Genomic DNA, 17,069 nt, shown 5'->3' with positions numbered 1-17,069 from the left:
ATCCTGTCAAAAAGTGTCAATCCTGGAGCACTGCTCATGAACAGCACAGCGCAGTTTCGCAGTTTTGCCGAGTTCTACCCCTATTACCTGGGGGAGCACAGCAACCCCACCTGCCGGCGCCTGCACTTTGTCGGTACCAGCCTGGTGATCGCCCTGCTGGCGTACACGATCGGCAGCGGCAAATGGCTGCTGCTGCTGGCAGTGCCGCTGTTCGGCTATGGGTTTGCCTGGGTCGGGCACTTCTTTTTCGAGAAAAACCGGCCGGCAACCTTCAAGCATCCGCTGTACAGCCTGATTGGCGATTTCGCCATGTTCCGCGACATTCTGCTGGGCAGGATCAGCCTATAGTTTCTCGGATGCCTATCACGCAGGTTCGCGCAACCCCGCAACGCCCTCTGCCTGCCGTAGCTGTGCGTCGGCCAGCCGGTACAGCTCGATACTGCCATCCCAATGCTCGATCAGCGCAGTGCAGGATTCCACCCAATCGCCACAGTTGAGGTAATCCACATCCCCGACCTTGCGGATTTCGGCATGGTGGATATGCCCGCACACCACCCCGTGAAAGCCGCGACGGGTGCACTCATGGGCAATGGCATCCTCGAAATCGCTGATGAAGTTCACCGCGCCTTTGACCTTGTGCTTGAGGTAGGCCGAAAGCGACCAATAACCATAACCGTAGCGGGCCCGCCAGTGGTTGAGCCAGCGGTTGAGGACCAGCGTGAATTCGTAGGCACGGTCACCGAGAAAAGCTAGCCAGCGGTGATAACGGGTAATCACATCGAACTGGTCACCATGGATCACTAACAGCCGACGACCATCAGCGGTGAGATGCTCGGCCTCGTCCACCAACTGGATGTTGCCCAGGACCAGCCTGGAGTAGCGCCGCAGGAACTCATCATGGTTGCCCGTCACGTAGATCACCTCGGTGCCACGTTTGCTCATGGTCAACAAACGGCGGATCACGTTGGTGTGGGCCTGCGGCCAGTAGATACCGCCGCGCAGCTTCCAGCCATCGATGATGTCACCGACCAGATAGATACGGTCGGCCTGGTAGCCCTTGAGAAAGCGCGACAGGTGTTCGGCCTGACAGTCGCGGGTGCCCAGATGCACGTCAGATATCCACAGGGTGCGTACGCGCTGCTTGCGTGACGGGCGAGAGAGTTCGGCATGGGTCATGGGCGGGCTCCGGCGCTGTTTGCTGGAGACTGGCATCCGCACATGACAGGCTGGTGGCAGCGATGTGATCGGTGCTGGCCAGCCAGGAATACGGCACAATGGCGCTCTGCCCTGCGAGGACCCACCATGACCGCCGGCCCGATTCTTTCCCTTCGCCACTACCGCGACGACGTGATCGCCCACAGCCACGACCACCCACAGTTGGTGTTCGGCCTGCGTGGCCGGCTGGACTTCGAGGTGCAAGGGCATGGGGCACGGATCGACCGTCAAGGCCTGATCGTTGTGCCGGCCGGCGCCCATCACACCTGTGGCAGCGATGCCGGCAGCCACTGCCTGGTCCTCGATGTACCGAGCGATGATTGGCTGGACGAGCAACTCGGCGAGCATGCCAACGCCAGCCGGCGCCTGCTGGACCGCTCTGCCGCGCTGGGCCTGGACCCTCGCCAGCAGCAACTGGTGGACTGGCTGGCGGCAAGCCCGGTGGACGATCCGCTGATCGCCCGCCAAGGGGCAGGCCTCTTCGGGTAAACGCACAAAAAGTCCGCGACTGAACAAACGCATTTCAAAGGACCACCATGAACCACCGTACAGCCCTGGGCGCCCTGCACATCGGCGCACTGTTCTTCGGCCTGACCGGCGTGTTTGGCAAACTGGCCGCCAGCGCCAGCCCGGCCATCATCGTCTTCGGCCGTGCCGCCTTCGCCGTGCTCGCCCTTGCGCTGTTCGCCAGCCTCGCCGGCCCAGGCTGGCAGCGCCTGCGCAGCCAGGACGTACAGCGCCTCTTGCTGGGTGGTGTGCTGCTGGCCGGCCACTGGGTCAGCTTCTTCATCGCCGTCAAAGTCGGTGGCGTGGCTATCGCCACCCTCGGCTTCGCCAGTTTCCCGGCGTTTACCGTGATGCTCGAAGGGGTGCTGTTCCGTGAACGCATCCGCCGCAACGAAGCACTGCTGGTATTGCTGGTGAGCATCGGCCTGGTTCTGGTGACGCCGTCTTTCGACCTGGCCAGCGAAGCCACGGGCGGACTGCTGTGGGCGCTGCTTTCCGGCTTGCTGTTCTCGCTGCTGTCGCTGACCAACCGGGCAGGCTCGGGGCGCTTGCCCGCCGTACAGGCAGCGCTGTGGCAAAACCTCGTGGTCGGCCTGTGCCTGTTGCCGTTCGCCGTGCATGGCCTGGGCGCGGTGAAGCCGATGGACTGGCTGTGGATCGCCCTGCTAGGGGTTTTCTGCACGGGCGTCGCCCACAGCCTGTTCGTCGCCAGCCTGGCAGTGATCAAGGCACGCACTGCCGCGGTGGTTTTCGGCATGGAACCGGTCTACGGCATCGCTGTTGCCTGGATGGTGTTCGCCGAAACACCAACCCTGCGCATGCTGCTGGGCGGTGCACTGATCATCTTCGCCATTGTGCTTTCCAGCCGCCTTGGCGCCGAGCAGCCGCCCAAGCCACGCACCGTGGCCGAGGGCGCCTGATCAGCGATCGTTGTGCCCAAGGTCGCGCTGCGGGTCGATCTGGTCACGCACGCGCTGCTTGAGCGCCTTGGCCTCTGGGAAACCACCGTCAGCCTTGCGTTCCCAGATCTGCACGCCATTGCAGGTGATGCGGAAGGTGCCGCCGGTAGCGGGCTCCAGCGCCACCCGGGCCAGGTCGTCGGCGAAGGTGCTGAGCAGTTCCTGGGCCAGCCAGGCGGCACGCAGCAGCCATTGGCACTGCGTGCAATATGTTATGACGATTTCCGGCTTGTTGTCGGCCATGGTGCGCTTTCTCCAGGTAGGGGCCGCTTATACTAGCGGTCTTTAACCCCCTGTTTGAGACTCACGATGCGCCGCCTGCTGTTCTGCCTTTTGCTGACGCTCAGCTCTTTCACCGTGCTCGCCGAGGCGGCACGCCCCAAGGTCGGCCTGGTACTCTCCGGGGGCGCTGCCCGTGGCCTGGCCCACATCGGCGTGCTCAAGGCCCTGGAGGAACAGGGCGTGCGCATCGACGCCATCGCCGGCACCAGCATGGGCGCGGTGGTTGGCGGCCTGTATGCGTCCGGCTACAGCGTCGAGGAACTGGAAAAACTCGCCACTACGCTCGACTGGCAGCAGGCGTTGTCCGATGCCCCACCGCGCAAGGACGTGCCCTTCCGGCGCAAGCAGGATGACCGCGACTTTCTGGTCAAGCAGAAGCTGAGTTTTCGAGACGACGGCAGCCTTGGCCTGCCACTTGGGGTGATTCAGGGCCAGAACCTCGCACTGCTGCTGGAAAGCAAGCTGGCCCACACCGCCGATACCCGCGATTTCGACAAGTTGCCAATACCGTTCCGCGCCGTGGCAACCGACATCGCCAGCGGCGAGAAGGTGGTATTCCGCCGCGGCTACCTGCCCCAGGTGATCCGCGCCAGCATGTCGATCCCGGCGGTGTTCGCCCCTGTCGAGCTTGATGGGCGCCTGCTGGTGGACGGCGGCATGGTCGACAACATTCCCGTGGATGTGGCCCGGGACATGGGCGTTGATCTGGCCATCGTCGTCGATATCGGCACCCCGCTGCGTGACCGCAAGCAACTGGCCACGGTGGTGGATGTACTCAACCAGTCGATCACCCTGATGACACGGCGCAATTCCGAAGAACAACTGGCCAGTTTGCATAGGGATGACATCCTCATCCAGCCACAGCTGGCCGCGTTCGGCGTCACCGACTTCGGCCGCGCGCGCGACATGATCGAGGCCGGCTACCGTGCAACCCGCCTGCTCGACCCTCGCCTGGCCACCCTGCGCCAGCCTGAAGGCGATGCCGAACTGGCCATGGCACGCTCACCGCGCCAGCGCACCCCGGTGATCACGGCCATCAAGGTGGAGAACGATTCCAAGGTCAGCGATGACGTGATCCGCTATTACATCCGCCAGCCAATCGGCGAACCGCTGGAGCTCGACCGCCTGCAAACCGACATGGGCACCCTGTATGGCCTGGACTACTTCGACCGCGTGCAATACCGCGTGGTCCATAAAGGCGACGACAACACCCTGGTGATCAACGCCCGTGGCAAGCGCGGCGGCACCGACTACCTGCGCCTGGGCCTGAACCTGTCGGACGACCTGCGCGGCGACAGCGCCTTCAACCTGGGCGCCAGCTATCGGGTCAATGGTATCAACCAGTTGGGCGCCGAGTGGCTGACGCGCGCGCAGATCGGTGACAAGCAGGAGCTCTACAGCGAGTTCTACCAGCCGCTTGACGTGGGCTCACGCTACTTCATCGCCCCCTATCTGGACTTCGGCTCGCAGAACATCGAAGCCACCCTGGACAGCGACCCAGTAGCCGAATACCGCCTCGAGCGCTACGGTTTCGGTCTCAACGTCGGCCGCCAGATCGGCACCTATGGCGAAGTGCGCCTGGGTGCGGGCAAGGCCTGGGGCGAGGCCGAGGTGCGCATTGGTGAACAGGACCTGCCCAAGGTCAGTTTCAACGAAGGTTTCTACGAGCTGAAATACTCGTTCGACACGCTCGACAATGTGTACTTCCCGCACAGTGGCGAGAACATAGGCCTGACCCTGCGCAAATACGACAAATCGCTGGACTCGGACGCGGACTATCGCCAGTGGATGTTCAATCTGGACAAGGCTTTGAGCAGCGGGCCGAACACGCTGGTGCTCGGTGGTGGGTATGGACGCACGCTCGACGACACTGAAGTCGTGACGTCGAGCTTTGTGCTTGGCGGGGCGCGGCAACTGTCCGGGTTCCGCCAGGACTCGGTATCCGGGCAGAACGTGAGCCTGCTGCGCATGGTCTATTACCGCCGCCTCACACCGCGTTCCTATCTGCCGCTGGACTTCCCGCTGTACATAGGCGGGTCACTCGAGCGCGGACGGGCGTGGAACAACGACAATGAGTTCGACAGTGGCTACATCAATGCCGCCAGTATCTTCCTGGGGCTGGACACGCCACTGGGGCCGTTGAGCCTCAGCTATGGGGCCAACAGCGCGGATGAGCAGGCAATCTACTTGAACCTGGGCAATACGTTCTGAGCCTGAAGCCCGAACCGGGCCTCAGGATTTTTCCAGGTTGGCCAGAATCTTCGCATGCACCCGCATGCACACATCCAGGTCAGCCTCATCCACCCCGGTGAACAATTCCAGGCGCAGGGCATTGGCGATGGTTTCGATCTGCTCGATCAGGGGCTTGGCCGGTGGACACAACTGGATCTTCTTCGCCCGCCGGTCCTCAAGCACCGCCTGGCGTCGAACCAGGCCCTGGTTTTCCAGGCTGTCTAGCAGACGCGCCAGGGTCGGGCCTTCCACGCCTACACTTTGCGCCAGCTCGCGCTGGGTCGGCGCTTCTTCGAAACGAGCCAGGTGCAGCAACACCAGCCAGCGCGCCTGGGACAGGTTGAGCCCGGCCAGGCGGCGATCCAGTTCGGCACGCCAGCCACGGGACATCTGGGCCAGCTGCATGCCGAAACGGTGTTGGTTGTCGGTCAGGGGCATAAACAACTCATTGACTAGAACTAATTATTAGTCAGCTAACCATGCCCCGGGCCATCAGGCAAGGCTGCCCCACCCGCAAAGCCCTGAAAATCGTCAAAAAGGATGACATTGATCAGCGGATGTCCGAAATGTCTTCCATCGTCAGAGCTCGAATTCCGCCGCCAGCGCAGCACGCACGCAGTACAGCACACCCTCGGGTATGCGTGCGCCGAACAGCGGAGCAATGGCCGATACCGGTGGCAGCTCGCCTTCGCCATCGAGGAAGGCATCCTGCACCTCCATCAGCAAGTCTTCAGGCAGGTCCAGCGCCTGGTCCAAGCTCAGTTCCTGGCGCCCAATGGCCTCGGCCAGCAAGCTGTAGACGTTCTTTTCGCTGCAATTGAGCTGGCCGGCGATCTGTGCCGGGGTCATGCCGGCACGGGCAAGGCTGACCAGTTCGTGGCGCAGGTCGAGTACCACCTTGGGCGCCTCGGTGGTGCCACCGGCGTCATTGAGCACTTCGAGGAAGGCCTGGCCATAGCGCTCCAGCTTGCGCGCACCCACACCGCTGACCTGGGCCATGTCGCTGAGGCTGGCCGGCTGGCTGCGCAGCATCTCCAGCAGCGTGGAGTCCGGGAAGATGACATAAGGCGGCACGCTGTGCTCTTCGGCCAGTTTGCGGCGCAACGTGCGCAGCGCTTCCCACAGCTCGCGCTCTTCGGCGCGCACCAGCTGGCTGGCCGGGCTGCCGCCGCCGGAAGAGGTTTTCGCCACTGTCTGCGGCTTGAGGTCGCGACGCAACTGCAAGGTCACTTCGCCGCGCAGCAGCGGCCTGCAGCTGTCGGACAGGCGCAGGCCGCCGTAGCCTTCCAGGTCGATGTCGACCAGCCCGCGGGCCACCAACTGGCGGAACAGCGAACGCCATTCAACCTCGGCCATCGCCTTGCCAACACCGAACACCGAGAGTTTTTCGTGGCCGAAATTGCGCACTTTCTCGGTATCCTTGCCCAGCAGCACATCGATCAGGTGGCCGACCCCATAACGCTGGCCGGTACGGAACACCGCCGACAGCGCCTGGCGCGCAGGCTCGGTGGCATCCCAGGTCTGGACCTGGTCGACGCAGTTGTCGCAATGCCCGCAGGGCTGTTCGAGTACTTCATCGAAATAGGCCAGCAACGCCTGGCGGCGACAACGGGTTTCCTCGCACAGCGCCAGCATGGCGTCGAGCTTGTGTTGCTCGACGCGCTTGTGGCGCTCGTCACCGTCGGAGTTCTGCAGCATCTGCTTGAGCATCACCATGTCCTGCAGGCCGTAGGCCATCCAGGCATCGGACGGCAGGCCATCCCGGCCGGCACGCCCCGTCTCCTGGTAATAGGCCTCGAGCGACTTGGGCAGGTCGAGGTGGGCGACGAAGCGCACGTTGGGCTTGTCGATGCCCATGCCGAAGGCGATGGTGGCGACCATGATCAGCCCTTCCTCGTTGAGGAAGCGGTGCTGGTTGGCCGAACGGGTTTCAGCAGCCAGGCCGGCGTGGTACGGCAACGCCGGGAAGCCTTGGTCGCACAGGTAGGCAGCGGTCTCATCGACCTTCTTGCGTGACAGGCAGTAGACGATGCCGGCGTTGCCGCGGCGCTCGCCGAGGAAGGCCATCAACTGCTTGCGCGGCGACTCCTTGGGCACGATGCGGTAGAAGATATTTGGCCGGTCGAAGCTCGACAGGAAGCGTTCGGCGCCCTGCAGGTGCAGGCGCTGGACGATTTCCTCGCGGGTGCGCATGTCGGCGGTAGCGGTCAGGGCGATGCGCGGCACGTGCGGGAACAGCTCGGCCAGCTGGCCCAGTTGCAAGTATTCCGGGCGGAAATCGTGACCCCATTGCGAAACGCAGTGGGCCTCGTCGATGGCGAACAGGGAAACGTCCAGGCCGCGAAGGAAATCCAGCATCCGCGGCTGTACCAGGCGCTCAGGCGCCAGGTAAAGCATCTTCACTTCACCGCGACGCAGGCGCCCGGCGAGGTCACGCTGCTGTTCCGCACTGAGGGTGGAGTTCAGGGCAGCCGCCGCGACCCCGAGTTCATCGAGGGTGGCGACCTGGTCGTCCATCAGCGCGATCAGCGGCGACACCACCACGGTCAGGCCCGGGCGCAACAGCCCAGGTACCTGGAAACACAGCGACTTGCCGCCACCGGTGGGCATCAGCACCAGGGCATCGCCGCCATTGGCCACGCATTCGATGATTGCTGCCTGGCGCCCACGGAAACTGTCGTAGCCGAAGATATCCTTGAGAACGCGCTGAGCCTGTTCGAGCATGTGCAACTCCACAAATCGCCGTACCATCCTGGACACAGGCTGGACGAAAAACCCGCTCCGCACACGCCAAATGCGTAAGCGGCTTTTGCCAGAGGCCGGGGAAACCCGCCCCTTGGGTGAAAAACCGCGAAGTATACCCCAGTGCCAGGCTGTGCAGGATGCCCGGTGACAGACGTTCCCTTTGCCCCGCCATCGCCGCAAGGTGCTAGAATTCACTATCGTTTATTCCCCAAGGTAGCCCTGTAATGTCCTTCGCCGAGCAACTGACCCGCCTGCAAGCCTTCCTCGACGCCGATGAGCTGCACGAAGAAGCGCTGGACTACGTCGCCGCCCACGGCTACCTGACCGCGCTGTCGATCTGCTCGGAAGACGTCCCCGAACGTGAATGGATCGACGCGCTGTTCGCCGAAGAGCCCCATTACGCCAGCGATGCCCAGCGCACCGAGATCGAAGCTACCTTGGTGGCACTGAAGGGCCATATCGCCCGTCAGCTGGCCAGCGACGAAGAATTCGACCTGCCGTGCGAGCTGGACCTGACCGACGAGCCGGACGACTCCGACCTGCGCGGCTGGTGCATCGGCTTCATGGAAGGCGTTTTCCTGCGTGAAGAGGCCTGGTTCGAGAACGCCGAAGAAGAAGTCAGCGAGATGCTGCTGCCGATCATGGTCGGTTCGGGCCTGTTCGACGAACAACCGGAATTCGCCGACATCGCCAGCAACGCCAACCTGCAGGACGACATGATCGTGCAGATCCCAGAGGCGCTGAGCGCGTTGTTCCTGCTGCTGCACGCACCTGACGAGAAGCCTGCGCTGCTCAAACCACGCCACCACTGAGTCGGCTGTGCGCTACCTGCTGCTGGCCATCGGCTGGCTCAGCGTCGCGCTGGGGGTGCTGGGGATCTTCCTGCCGGTGTTGCCCACCACCCCTTTCCTGCTGCTGGCGGCGGCCTGCTTCGCCCGCAGCTCGCCACGCTTTCATCACTGGCTGGTCAACCACCCCACGCTAGGGCCGTGGATCCGCGACTACCTGAGCGGTGAAGGTATCCCCTTGAAGGGCAAGGTATACGCCATCGGCCTGATGTGGGCGAGCATCGGCCTGTCCTGCTACCTGGTGCCCCTGTTCTGGGCACGGGCCTTCATGCTGACCAGTGCGGTGCTTGTGAGCCTGTACATTCTCAAGCAGAAGACATTGCACCGGCCAGGCTGAACAGCGCAGCCAGCTCTGGCGCTATCGCCGGCAATCCGGAGATAGCGCCACAAGCTTCAAGCAAACTTGCAGGCCGCGCAGCTCACACCGTGTCCACCTTCAACGAATGATCATCGATCATCCCGTTGATGATGGTCGCCGTATCCGGCCCCGCCGATATCACCCCGCCCGCCCCCGCCGTCACGCCGTAGTGCTGCGCAAGGTCAACGCCGGCCAGGTCGATCGTCTGCGTCGGCGCCGCCCCCGCCACGCTGCTGACTTCAATGGTCGAGACCACTGTCGCCCCGGCGCCACTGACCTTGAAGTGCAGGTATTCATCCAGGGACGCCGCCGTGGCGTGTTCCCCCGTCAGCAGCTGCGACAGGTCGAGCTTGTCGCTGCCTGGGGTGAAATCGTTGAGCGTGTCATGGCCGCTGTCGTTCTTCTGCCAGACGAAAGTGTCGCTGCCATTGCCACCGATCAAAATGTCATTGCCGCCGCCCCCTTTGAGCACATCATTGCCTGCACCGCCGTTGAGCACGTTGTTGGCACTGTTGCCGATCAAGGTATCGTCATAGTCCGAGCCGACCAGGTTGTAAATGCCACTCAAGGTTTCAACCCCCGCACCTCCAGTGTCCTGCGCCCCTTCAAGGCTTAGGTCGACGGTGACCGCACCCTCGGCCTGAGCGTAGTCAGCCGTAGCGCTCACCCCATGGCCAGCGGCAGCATGGGCTTCAAACGAAGCAATGTCGATAACTCCAGCAGTGAAATGCTCACTGCCTGCGCCCGTGAGCGGGGCCGCGTCCTGCACATTGGCGTAGTCGAGGACCATGTTCAGTTTGTAGCCTTCGCCGCCTTTGGCTGCACCCAACGGGTCGCTGAGGTGAATGCTGTACACCCCGTCATGGCTGGCCGTGAAGCTGTCTCCCGAGGCGATGGACTGATAGCTGCCACCGGCATCCTTCCACTGCATTGCCAGGTCGCCGCCATCGGGCGTGTGATTCAGCTGCAAGGCTTCACCTTTGCGCAGGGTGACATTGATCACTTCTTCGGCATTGCCTTGGGCGTTGACCATGCCGGACGCGCCCAGATAGCCGAGCACCACCAGCGCCGCGGTCATGCTGCTGGCATCGAGCGTGAACGCGCTGCGATCGACAACCCGTTGCTCCTGCCCCCTGGCGTACCCGGCGCCACATTCGGCTATCGAATTGTCGTGCACGTTGATCGTGATGGTCGCGGTGCTTTCGTCACCGTCAGCATCACGAATGGTGTAGACGAAGGTGTCGGTAGCATCCCGCGGTGCCACGACGCTCGGGTCGGAGTGGTAAATCGCATTCCCCCTGGCGTCCAGTATGAGGTAGCCATACTGGCCAACCACCTGGCTGCCGAGCTGACCGATAGCCGAGGTGCAGGTGTCATCGCCAGCGCGCACGCCCACCACGTAGCCGCAATCGCCCGGCACGTCAGCGCCGATCACATCGTTGGACAGGACATTGCCACGCACCTCCTCGCCTTTGCTGACACTTACAAAATCGCAATGGGCCTGCGGCACGTCATCCACGATGGTGATGGTGACGCTGCTGGTGGTCCAGTTACCTTGCGTATCCTCCACCCTGTAGGTGAATGACTCCCCGACGGTATTGGCACCATCGTTGGCATGGGTCGGCGAATTCGCTGGTGAAGTCAGGGTGTAGGTGTAGGAGCCGTCTGCGTTCAGGTGGATCTGACCGTACTCGCCTATGCCATTGCCTATCAGGCTGTAGGTCAATGCACCGACGCCGCCACCGACTTGTCCGACCAGGCTGCCTGCAGCCGTTTCGGCAGTCGAGCAAGGCTCACTGCCGTTGACATTTCCGGCCGCCAGGTCCTGGCCATCCTTGGTCAGGTCAAGCGCTTTTTCGTAAACCGTGACCCCACCGTCGCCACAGGGCTGAAGCGACTGGTCATGCACGTTGATGGTCACGGTAGCGGTACTTTCGTCGCCGTCGGCATCGCGAATGGTGTAAACAAAGGTGTCGAGCGCATCCCGCGGCGCTACGGCATTGGGGTTGGAGTGATACTCGGCGTTGCCCTGGGCATCGAGGGTCAGGTAGCCGTACTGCCCATACACATGGCTGTCGAGCTGACCGTTGGCAGCGGTGGAGGTGTCATGCCCGGCGCGCACGCCAATCACATAGGCGCCGTCATTCGAGGTATCGGCACCCACCACATCGTTGTACATCACGTTGCCGCGCACGATGTCGCCCTTGCCCACGCTGACGAAGTCGCAATGGGCTTGCGGGACGTCATCGACGATGGTGATGCTGACGCTGCTGGTGGTCCAGTTGCCCACCGTGTCCTGCACCCGGTAGCTGAAGGATTCGGTGACGGTATTGGCGCCGTCGTTGGCATGGGTCGGCGAGTTCGCCGGCGAGGTCAGGGTGTAGGTGTATGAACCGTCAGCATTGAGGAGCAACTGGCCGTATTGGCCAACGGCATCGCCGACCAAGGTGTAGGTCAACGCCCCCACGCCTCCTGCAACCTGGCCGACCAGGCTGCCGGAAGCGGTCTCGCGGGTCGACTCTGGGTCGCTGCCGGTGGCGGTTCCAACAGCCAGGTCGTGACCATCGCGGTGCAGGTCCAGCGCGTTTTCGAACACCGTGACGCCCCCGTCACCACATGGCTGCAGTGAAGGGTTGTGCACATTGATGGTGATGGTCGTGGTGCTTTCGTCGCCGTCGGCATCACGAACGGTGTAGACGAAAGTATCCAGCGCATCCCGCGGCGCGACGGCATCGGGGTTGGAGTGGTACTCGGCATTGCCCTGGGCATCGATGATCAGATAGCCGTACTGGCCATGCACCTGACTGTCGAGCTGGCCGAGCGCAGAGCTAGAGGTATCGTTGCCAGCGCGCACGCCTACCACGTACTTGCCATCGCTCAAGGTGTCGGCACCGACCACATCGTTGTACATGACATTGCCGCTGACCACATCACCTTTGGCGACACTGACGAAATCGGCGTTGGCCGTCGGTACATCGTCGACGATGCTGATGACGATCGTGCTGGTGGTCGAATTACCCTGAGAATCCTGCACCTGGTAGGTGAAGGTTTCAGTCACGGTATTGGCGCCGTCGTTGGCATGGGTCGGCGAATTCGCCGGTGAGGTCAGGGTGTAGGTGTAAGAGCCATCAGCGTTCAGCAGGATCTGACCGTACTGGCCGACAGCATTGCCGACCAAGGTGTAGGTCAGTGCGCCGACCCCGCCACTGGTCGAGCCGGCCAGGGTGCCAGAGGCCGTTTCCTGGTGCGATGCTGGGTCGCTGCCAATCACGGTGCCGGCGGCCAGGTCGCCACCGTCCTTATGCAGGTCCAGCGCTTTCTCGTAGACCGTGACGTCGTGGTCCGCACAGGTCATCAGCGCACTATGCACATTGATCGTTATGGTCGTGGTGCTTTCGTCGCCATCGGCGTCGCGAATGGTATAGACGAAGGTGTCCACGGCATCCCGTGGTGAGGTGACGTTCGGGTTGGAGTGATACTCGGCGTTGCCCTCGGCATCGATGGTCAGGTAGCCGTACTGGCCGTTGACCTGGGTGTTGAGCTGGCCGATAGCAGACGTGGAGGTATCGCTGCCCGCGCGCACACCGACCACATATTGGCCGTCGCCGCGGACGTCAGCGCCCACCACGTCGTTGTACATCACGTTGCCATACACCACATCGCCCTTGGCCACGCTGACGAAATCGCTGCTGGCTGTCGGCACGTCGTCGACGATGGTTATGACGATGGTGCTGGTGGTCGAATTGCCCAGCGAGTCCTGCACCTGGTAGGTGAAGGTTTCGGTCACGGTATTGGCGCCGTCGTTGGCATGGGTCGGGGAGTTCGCTGGCGAGGTCAGCGTATAGGTGTAGGAGCCATCAGCATTGAGCTGAATCTGGCCGTATTGGCCTACGGCATTTCCGACCAGTGTGTACGTGAGCGCACCGACCCCGCCACTGGCTGAGCCGACCAATGTGCCGGATGTGGTTTCCTGGCTCGAAGCCGGGTCGCTCCCCGTGACATTGCCGGCGGCCAGGTCGTTACCGTCCTTTTGCAGGTCCAGGGCTTTCTCGTGAACCGTGATGTCACGATCTTCGCAAGCCATCAACGAATTGTGCACGTTGATGGTGATGGTCGTGGTGCTTTCGTCGCCATCGGCGTCGCGAATGGTATAGACGAAGGTATCGACGGCATCCCGTGGTGAGGTGACGTTCGGGTTGGAGTGATACTCGGCGTTGCCCTGGGCATCGATGGTCAGGTAGCCGTACTGGCCGTTGACCTGGGTGTTGAGCTGGCCGATAGCCGACGTGGAGGTATCGCTGCCCGCGCGCACACCGACCACATATTGGCCGTCGCCGCGGACGTCAGCGCCCACCACGTCGTTGTACATCACATTGCCATACACCACACCGCCTTTAGCCACGGCGGCCTGATCGTCATCAGCCTGAGGTAGATCGTCGACGATATTCACATCCAGGCTGCCAGTCGCAGTGCTGCCATCGACATCCGTGGCGATCACCTGGAACACTTCGCTGATGCTGCCCTCCCCGCCGGGGTGGTTTTCGTTGTCCACCAAGGTGTAGCTGTAACTCACCACACCCGTCGTCGGGTCATAGCCGGTCACGGTCAGGGTGTTGCCTTCAGGCGTGACGATCGACTGCGGGAAGCCCGCCGCCACGCCACCACTGACCACGCTGATGCCGCCCACGCTCAGGCTCTGCAAACCGTCTGGCGCGGTGATCTTGAAGGTGCCCTGCTGGGTCAGGGCGCCGGCATCGGGTGCGCTGCCGTCCTGCAGGTTGCTTTCAGATACCGTCAGTTCGCCGCCCTGCACGCCGAGCCCATCCAGCGTCACCGGGTCGTTCAGGTTGGTCACGTTCAGCGTCAGGGTCGCGCTGCTGGTGTCGCCGTCGGCGTCCTTGATGGTGTAGGTGAAACTCTCCACGCCCTGGCCACCGCCGCCCAGGCTTGTGAAGTCCGGGTCGTTGGTGTTCAGCGTGTAGGTGTAGGAACCGTCTGCGGCCAGGACCAAGGTGCCGTAAGTACCGGTGAAGGTCCCGGCGATTACCGGGCCACCGGGCACGCGGTCGGCGCCCTGCACGTCATTGCCCAGTACATTGCCGGTCAGTTCGGTTTGCTGTTCGGTGACGGCTACCGCATTGCTGTCATCCACAGCTTGGGGCACATCGTCACGGAGGGTCACGTCCAGGCTGCCGGTCGCAGTGCTGCCATCGACATCCGTGGCGATCACCTGGAACACTTCGCTGATGCTGCCCTCGCCAACGGGGTGGTTTTCGTTGTCCACCAAGGTGTAGCTGTAACTCACCACACCCGTCGTCGGGTCATAGCCGGTCACGGTCAGGGTGTTGCCTTCAGGCGTGACGATCGACTGCGGGAAGCCCGCCGCCACCCCACCACTGACCACACTGATGCCACCCACGCTCAGGCTCTGCAAGCCGTCTGGCGCGGTGATCTTGAAGGTGCCCTGTTGGGTCAGTGCGCTGGCATCGGGTGCGCTGCCGTCCTGCAGGTTGCTTTCAGATACCGTCAGTTCGCCGCCCTGCACGCCGAGCCCATCCAGCGTCACCGGGTCGTTCAGGTTGGTCACGTTCAGCGTCAGGGTCGCGCTGCTGGTGTCGCCGTCGGCGTCCTTGATGGTGTAGGTGAAATTCTCCACGCCCTGGCCGCCGCCGCCCAGGCTCTTGAAGTCCGGGTCGCTGGTGTTCAGCGTGTAGGTGTAGGAACCGTCTGCGGCCAGGACCAAGGTGCCGTAAGTACCGGTGAAGGTCCCGGCGATTACCGGGCCACCGGGCACGCGGTCGGCGCCCTGCACGTCATTGCCCAGTACATTGCCGGTCAGTTCGGTTTGCTGTTCGGTGGCAGCAACTGCATTGCTGTCATCCACAGCTTGGGGCACATCGTCACGGAGGGTCACATCCAGGCTGCCGGTCGCAGTGCTGCCATCGACATCCGTGGCGACCACCTGGAACACTTCGCTGATGCTGCCCTCCCCGCCAGGGTGGTTTTCGTTGTCCACCAAGGTGTAGCTGTAACTCACCACACCCGTCGTCGGGTCATAGCCGGTCACGGTCAGGGTGTTGCCTTCAGGCGTGACGATCGATTGCGGGAAGCCCGCCGCCACGCCACCACTGACCACGCTGATGCCACCCACGCTCAGGCTCTGCAAGCCGTCTGGCGCGGTGATCTTGAAGGTGCCCTGTTGGGTCAGGGCGCCGGCATCGGGTGCACTGCCGTCCTGCAGGTTGCTTTCAGATACCGTCAGTTCGCCGCCCTGCACGCCGAGCCCATCCAGCGTCACCGGGTCGTTCAGGTTGGTCACGTTCAGCGTCAGGGTCGCGCTGCTGGTGTCGCCGTCGGCGTCCTTGATGGTGTAGGTGAAACTCTCCACGCCCTGGCCACCGCCGCCCAGGCTTGTGAAGTCCGGGTCGTTGGTGTTCAGCGTGTAGGTGTAGGAACCGTCTGCGGCCAGGACCAAGGTGCCGTAAGTACCGGTGAAGGTCCCGGCGATTACCGGGCCACCGGGCACGCGGTCGGCGCCCTGCACGTCATTGCCCAGTACATTCCCGGTCAGTTCGGTTTGCTGTTCGGTGGCGGCTAGCGCATTGCTGTCATCCACGGCTTGGGGCGCATCGTCACGGACGATCACATCCAGCGACCCTTGGGCAACATCGCCGTCGCTGTCGCTGACCAGTACCGGCAATTGTTCGCCCTGTGAGTTGTTGCCCGCGCCCTCAACGTGCTGCTCGGCACCGGTCAGGGTGTAGCTGTAGCTCACCACGCCCGTGGCAGGGTTGTACCCGGTAATGGTCAGGGTGTTGCCCAGGCCCGTGGTGATCGATTGGCCAACACCGGTCACCACACCAGCGGTCACCACGTTGATGCCACCCACACTGAGGTTGTACACGCCGTCTGGCGCCAGCACGGTAAAACTGCCTTGCTGGGTCAGGGTTGCGGGGTTGCTGGCCGACCCCTGGGGTAGATTGGCCTCATCCAGACTCAGCTCGCCAGGGCTGACATTCAACCCCCGCAACGCTACCGGACTGTCTTCGTCGATCGGCGTGATGGGTGGATTGGGCTGCTCCGGCGGATTGGGCGGACCAGGCGGCAGGCCACCATTGCCACCGTTGCCAGCCCCCAAGGAGTCGCGCCCGCTGCCATCCAGGCCACCCACATAGCGGTTGGCCAATTCAGGAATGCCATTGAAGCCAGCCGTGGGAAAGCCCACCACCGGGTCAACCCGATCCGCCACTTCGGTAAGCAACACAAAGCTGTGGCCACCGCCCAGTGCGCCTGGCGCGCCGTTGCCGCCATTTCCAGCGGCAGGGGCTTCGGTGTTGACGCTAGGGTCATCGCCGGCGGCAATCGCCCGCTGAATGCGCTCGACATCGCTCAGCTGCGCCTCGCTCGGCGCAACGTCCTGAGCCTGTACAGGGGCGGCCTGGTTAGCCAGGAGCTTTTCAGTCATGGCCAGGCTGCTGTCGCGGCCGAGTGTCAGCTCGGCGCCATTATGCAAGCGCACAGCCACGGCACCTGCGGTACCCGTTTGCAACTGCTCGCCCGCGTACAGGCGATCGCCCTCGATCAGAGGGCGTCGGCTGCCATCGCTGCCAACGGCAAATACTTGCCCCACCACCTTGCTGACCACACCGACTGACTTAGCCATGAGCGCACGCCTCCCTAACCTATTGGCTACACAGCCAACAACATGGCAGATGGAGGTCAACGGCTTCGCGCCCAAATGTCTCAACCGTGAGAATCGTGCGCGAAGGTCACTGATTTGGCGATAGTCATAATGTAAATTTGCCACCACCGGATGCCAAATTTTTGTCGCCAAATTCCGCTTTTACCTACCTACCCCACGTCCTTAGCCATAAAAAATCTGGAACTCATTGCGATGCAGGAAACTCGCAGGCTACAGCGGCT

Annotated in this window: 10 protein-coding genes and 1 pseudogene; 6 read left to right on the top strand and 5 right to left on the bottom strand. The window is 62.8% G+C overall.

Features of this window, described 5'->3' with window-relative positions; genetic code table 11:
• Window positions 1-36 precede the first annotated feature (36 nt).
• Entirely contained in the window at window positions 37-348 is a 312-nt protein-coding gene (locus IWW33_RS18185; protein ID WP_008091834.1) for a DUF962 domain-containing protein, read from the top strand.
• A 15-nt stretch (window positions 349-363) separates the two neighbouring features.
• Here the strand turns inward: IWW33_RS18185 and IWW33_RS18180 are convergent, their stop codons facing one another.
• Window positions 364-1,176, bottom strand: coding sequence for a UDP-2,3-diacylglucosamine diphosphatase (locus IWW33_RS18180; RefSeq protein ID WP_046785412.1), 813 nt, complete (start codon window positions 1,174-1,176; stop codon window positions 364-366).
• A gap of 126 nt (window positions 1,177-1,302) precedes the next feature.
• Here IWW33_RS18180 and IWW33_RS18175 point away from each other — a divergent pair.
• Both IWW33_RS18175 and IWW33_RS18170 read left to right on the top strand, forming a co-directional pair.
• A pseudogene (locus tag IWW33_RS18175) lies at window positions 1,303-1,695 on the top strand (AraC family transcriptional regulator); the annotation flags it as partial.
• Window positions 1,696-1,751: 56 nt separating this feature from the next.
• On the top strand, window positions 1,752-2,642 hold the full coding sequence (locus tag IWW33_RS18170) for an EamA family transporter (protein ID WP_115274145.1): 891 nt from the start codon (window positions 1,752-1,754) through the stop codon (window positions 2,640-2,642).
• On the opposite strand, the gene IWW33_RS18165 is transcribed toward IWW33_RS18170, so the two are convergent.
• Entirely contained in the window at window positions 2,643-2,924 is a 282-nt protein-coding gene (locus IWW33_RS18165) for a SelT/SelW/SelH family protein (RefSeq protein ID WP_046785414.1), read from the bottom strand.
• Window positions 2,925-2,990: 66 nt separating this feature from the next.
• On the opposite strand from IWW33_RS18165, the gene IWW33_RS18160 reads away from it, so the two are divergent.
• Window positions 2,991-5,174, top strand: coding sequence for a patatin-like phospholipase family protein (locus IWW33_RS18160; protein ID WP_174142119.1), 2,184 nt, complete (start codon window positions 2,991-2,993; stop codon window positions 5,172-5,174).
• Window positions 5,175-5,195: 21 nt separating this feature from the next.
• Here IWW33_RS18160 and IWW33_RS18155 read toward each other — a convergent pair whose 3' ends face one another.
• Window positions 5,196-5,633 (bottom strand): MarR family transcriptional regulator, encoded by a 438-nt coding sequence (locus tag IWW33_RS18155; RefSeq protein WP_046785416.1) that lies wholly within the window; start codon window positions 5,631-5,633, stop codon window positions 5,196-5,198.
• Window positions 5,634-5,774: 141 nt separating this feature from the next.
• Window positions 5,775-7,919, bottom strand: a complete 2,145-nt coding sequence (gene recQ / locus IWW33_RS18150; protein ID WP_046785417.1) for a DNA helicase RecQ — start codon at window positions 7,917-7,919, stop codon at window positions 5,775-5,777.
• Between the two features lie 245 nt (window positions 7,920-8,164).
• Here recQ and IWW33_RS18145 point away from each other — a divergent pair, with 245 nt between their 5' ends.
• Both IWW33_RS18145 and IWW33_RS18140 read left to right on the top strand, forming a co-directional pair.
• Window positions 8,165-8,752 (top strand): YecA family protein, encoded by a 588-nt coding sequence (locus IWW33_RS18145; RefSeq protein WP_039602166.1) that lies wholly within the window; start codon window positions 8,165-8,167, stop codon window positions 8,750-8,752.
• A 7-nt stretch (window positions 8,753-8,759) separates the two neighbouring features.
• On the top strand, window positions 8,760-9,125 hold the full coding sequence (locus IWW33_RS18140; RefSeq protein ID WP_012315633.1) for a YbaN family protein: 366 nt from the start codon (window positions 8,760-8,762) through the stop codon (window positions 9,123-9,125).
• A gap of 82 nt (window positions 9,126-9,207) precedes the next feature.
• On the opposite strand, the gene IWW33_RS18135 is transcribed toward IWW33_RS18140, so the two are convergent.
• Window positions 9,208-16,809, bottom strand: coding sequence for a retention module-containing protein (locus IWW33_RS18135; RefSeq protein ID WP_196914303.1), 7,602 nt, complete (start codon window positions 16,807-16,809; stop codon window positions 9,208-9,210).
• Window positions 16,810-17,069 lie beyond the last annotated feature (260 nt).

The organism is Pseudomonas sp. M2, from assembly GCF_015751845.1.
GTDB lineage: Bacteria > Pseudomonadota > Gammaproteobacteria > Pseudomonadales > Pseudomonadaceae > Aquipseudomonas > Aquipseudomonas putida_E.
This window is presented reverse-complemented; position numbering and strand designations above follow the sequence as displayed.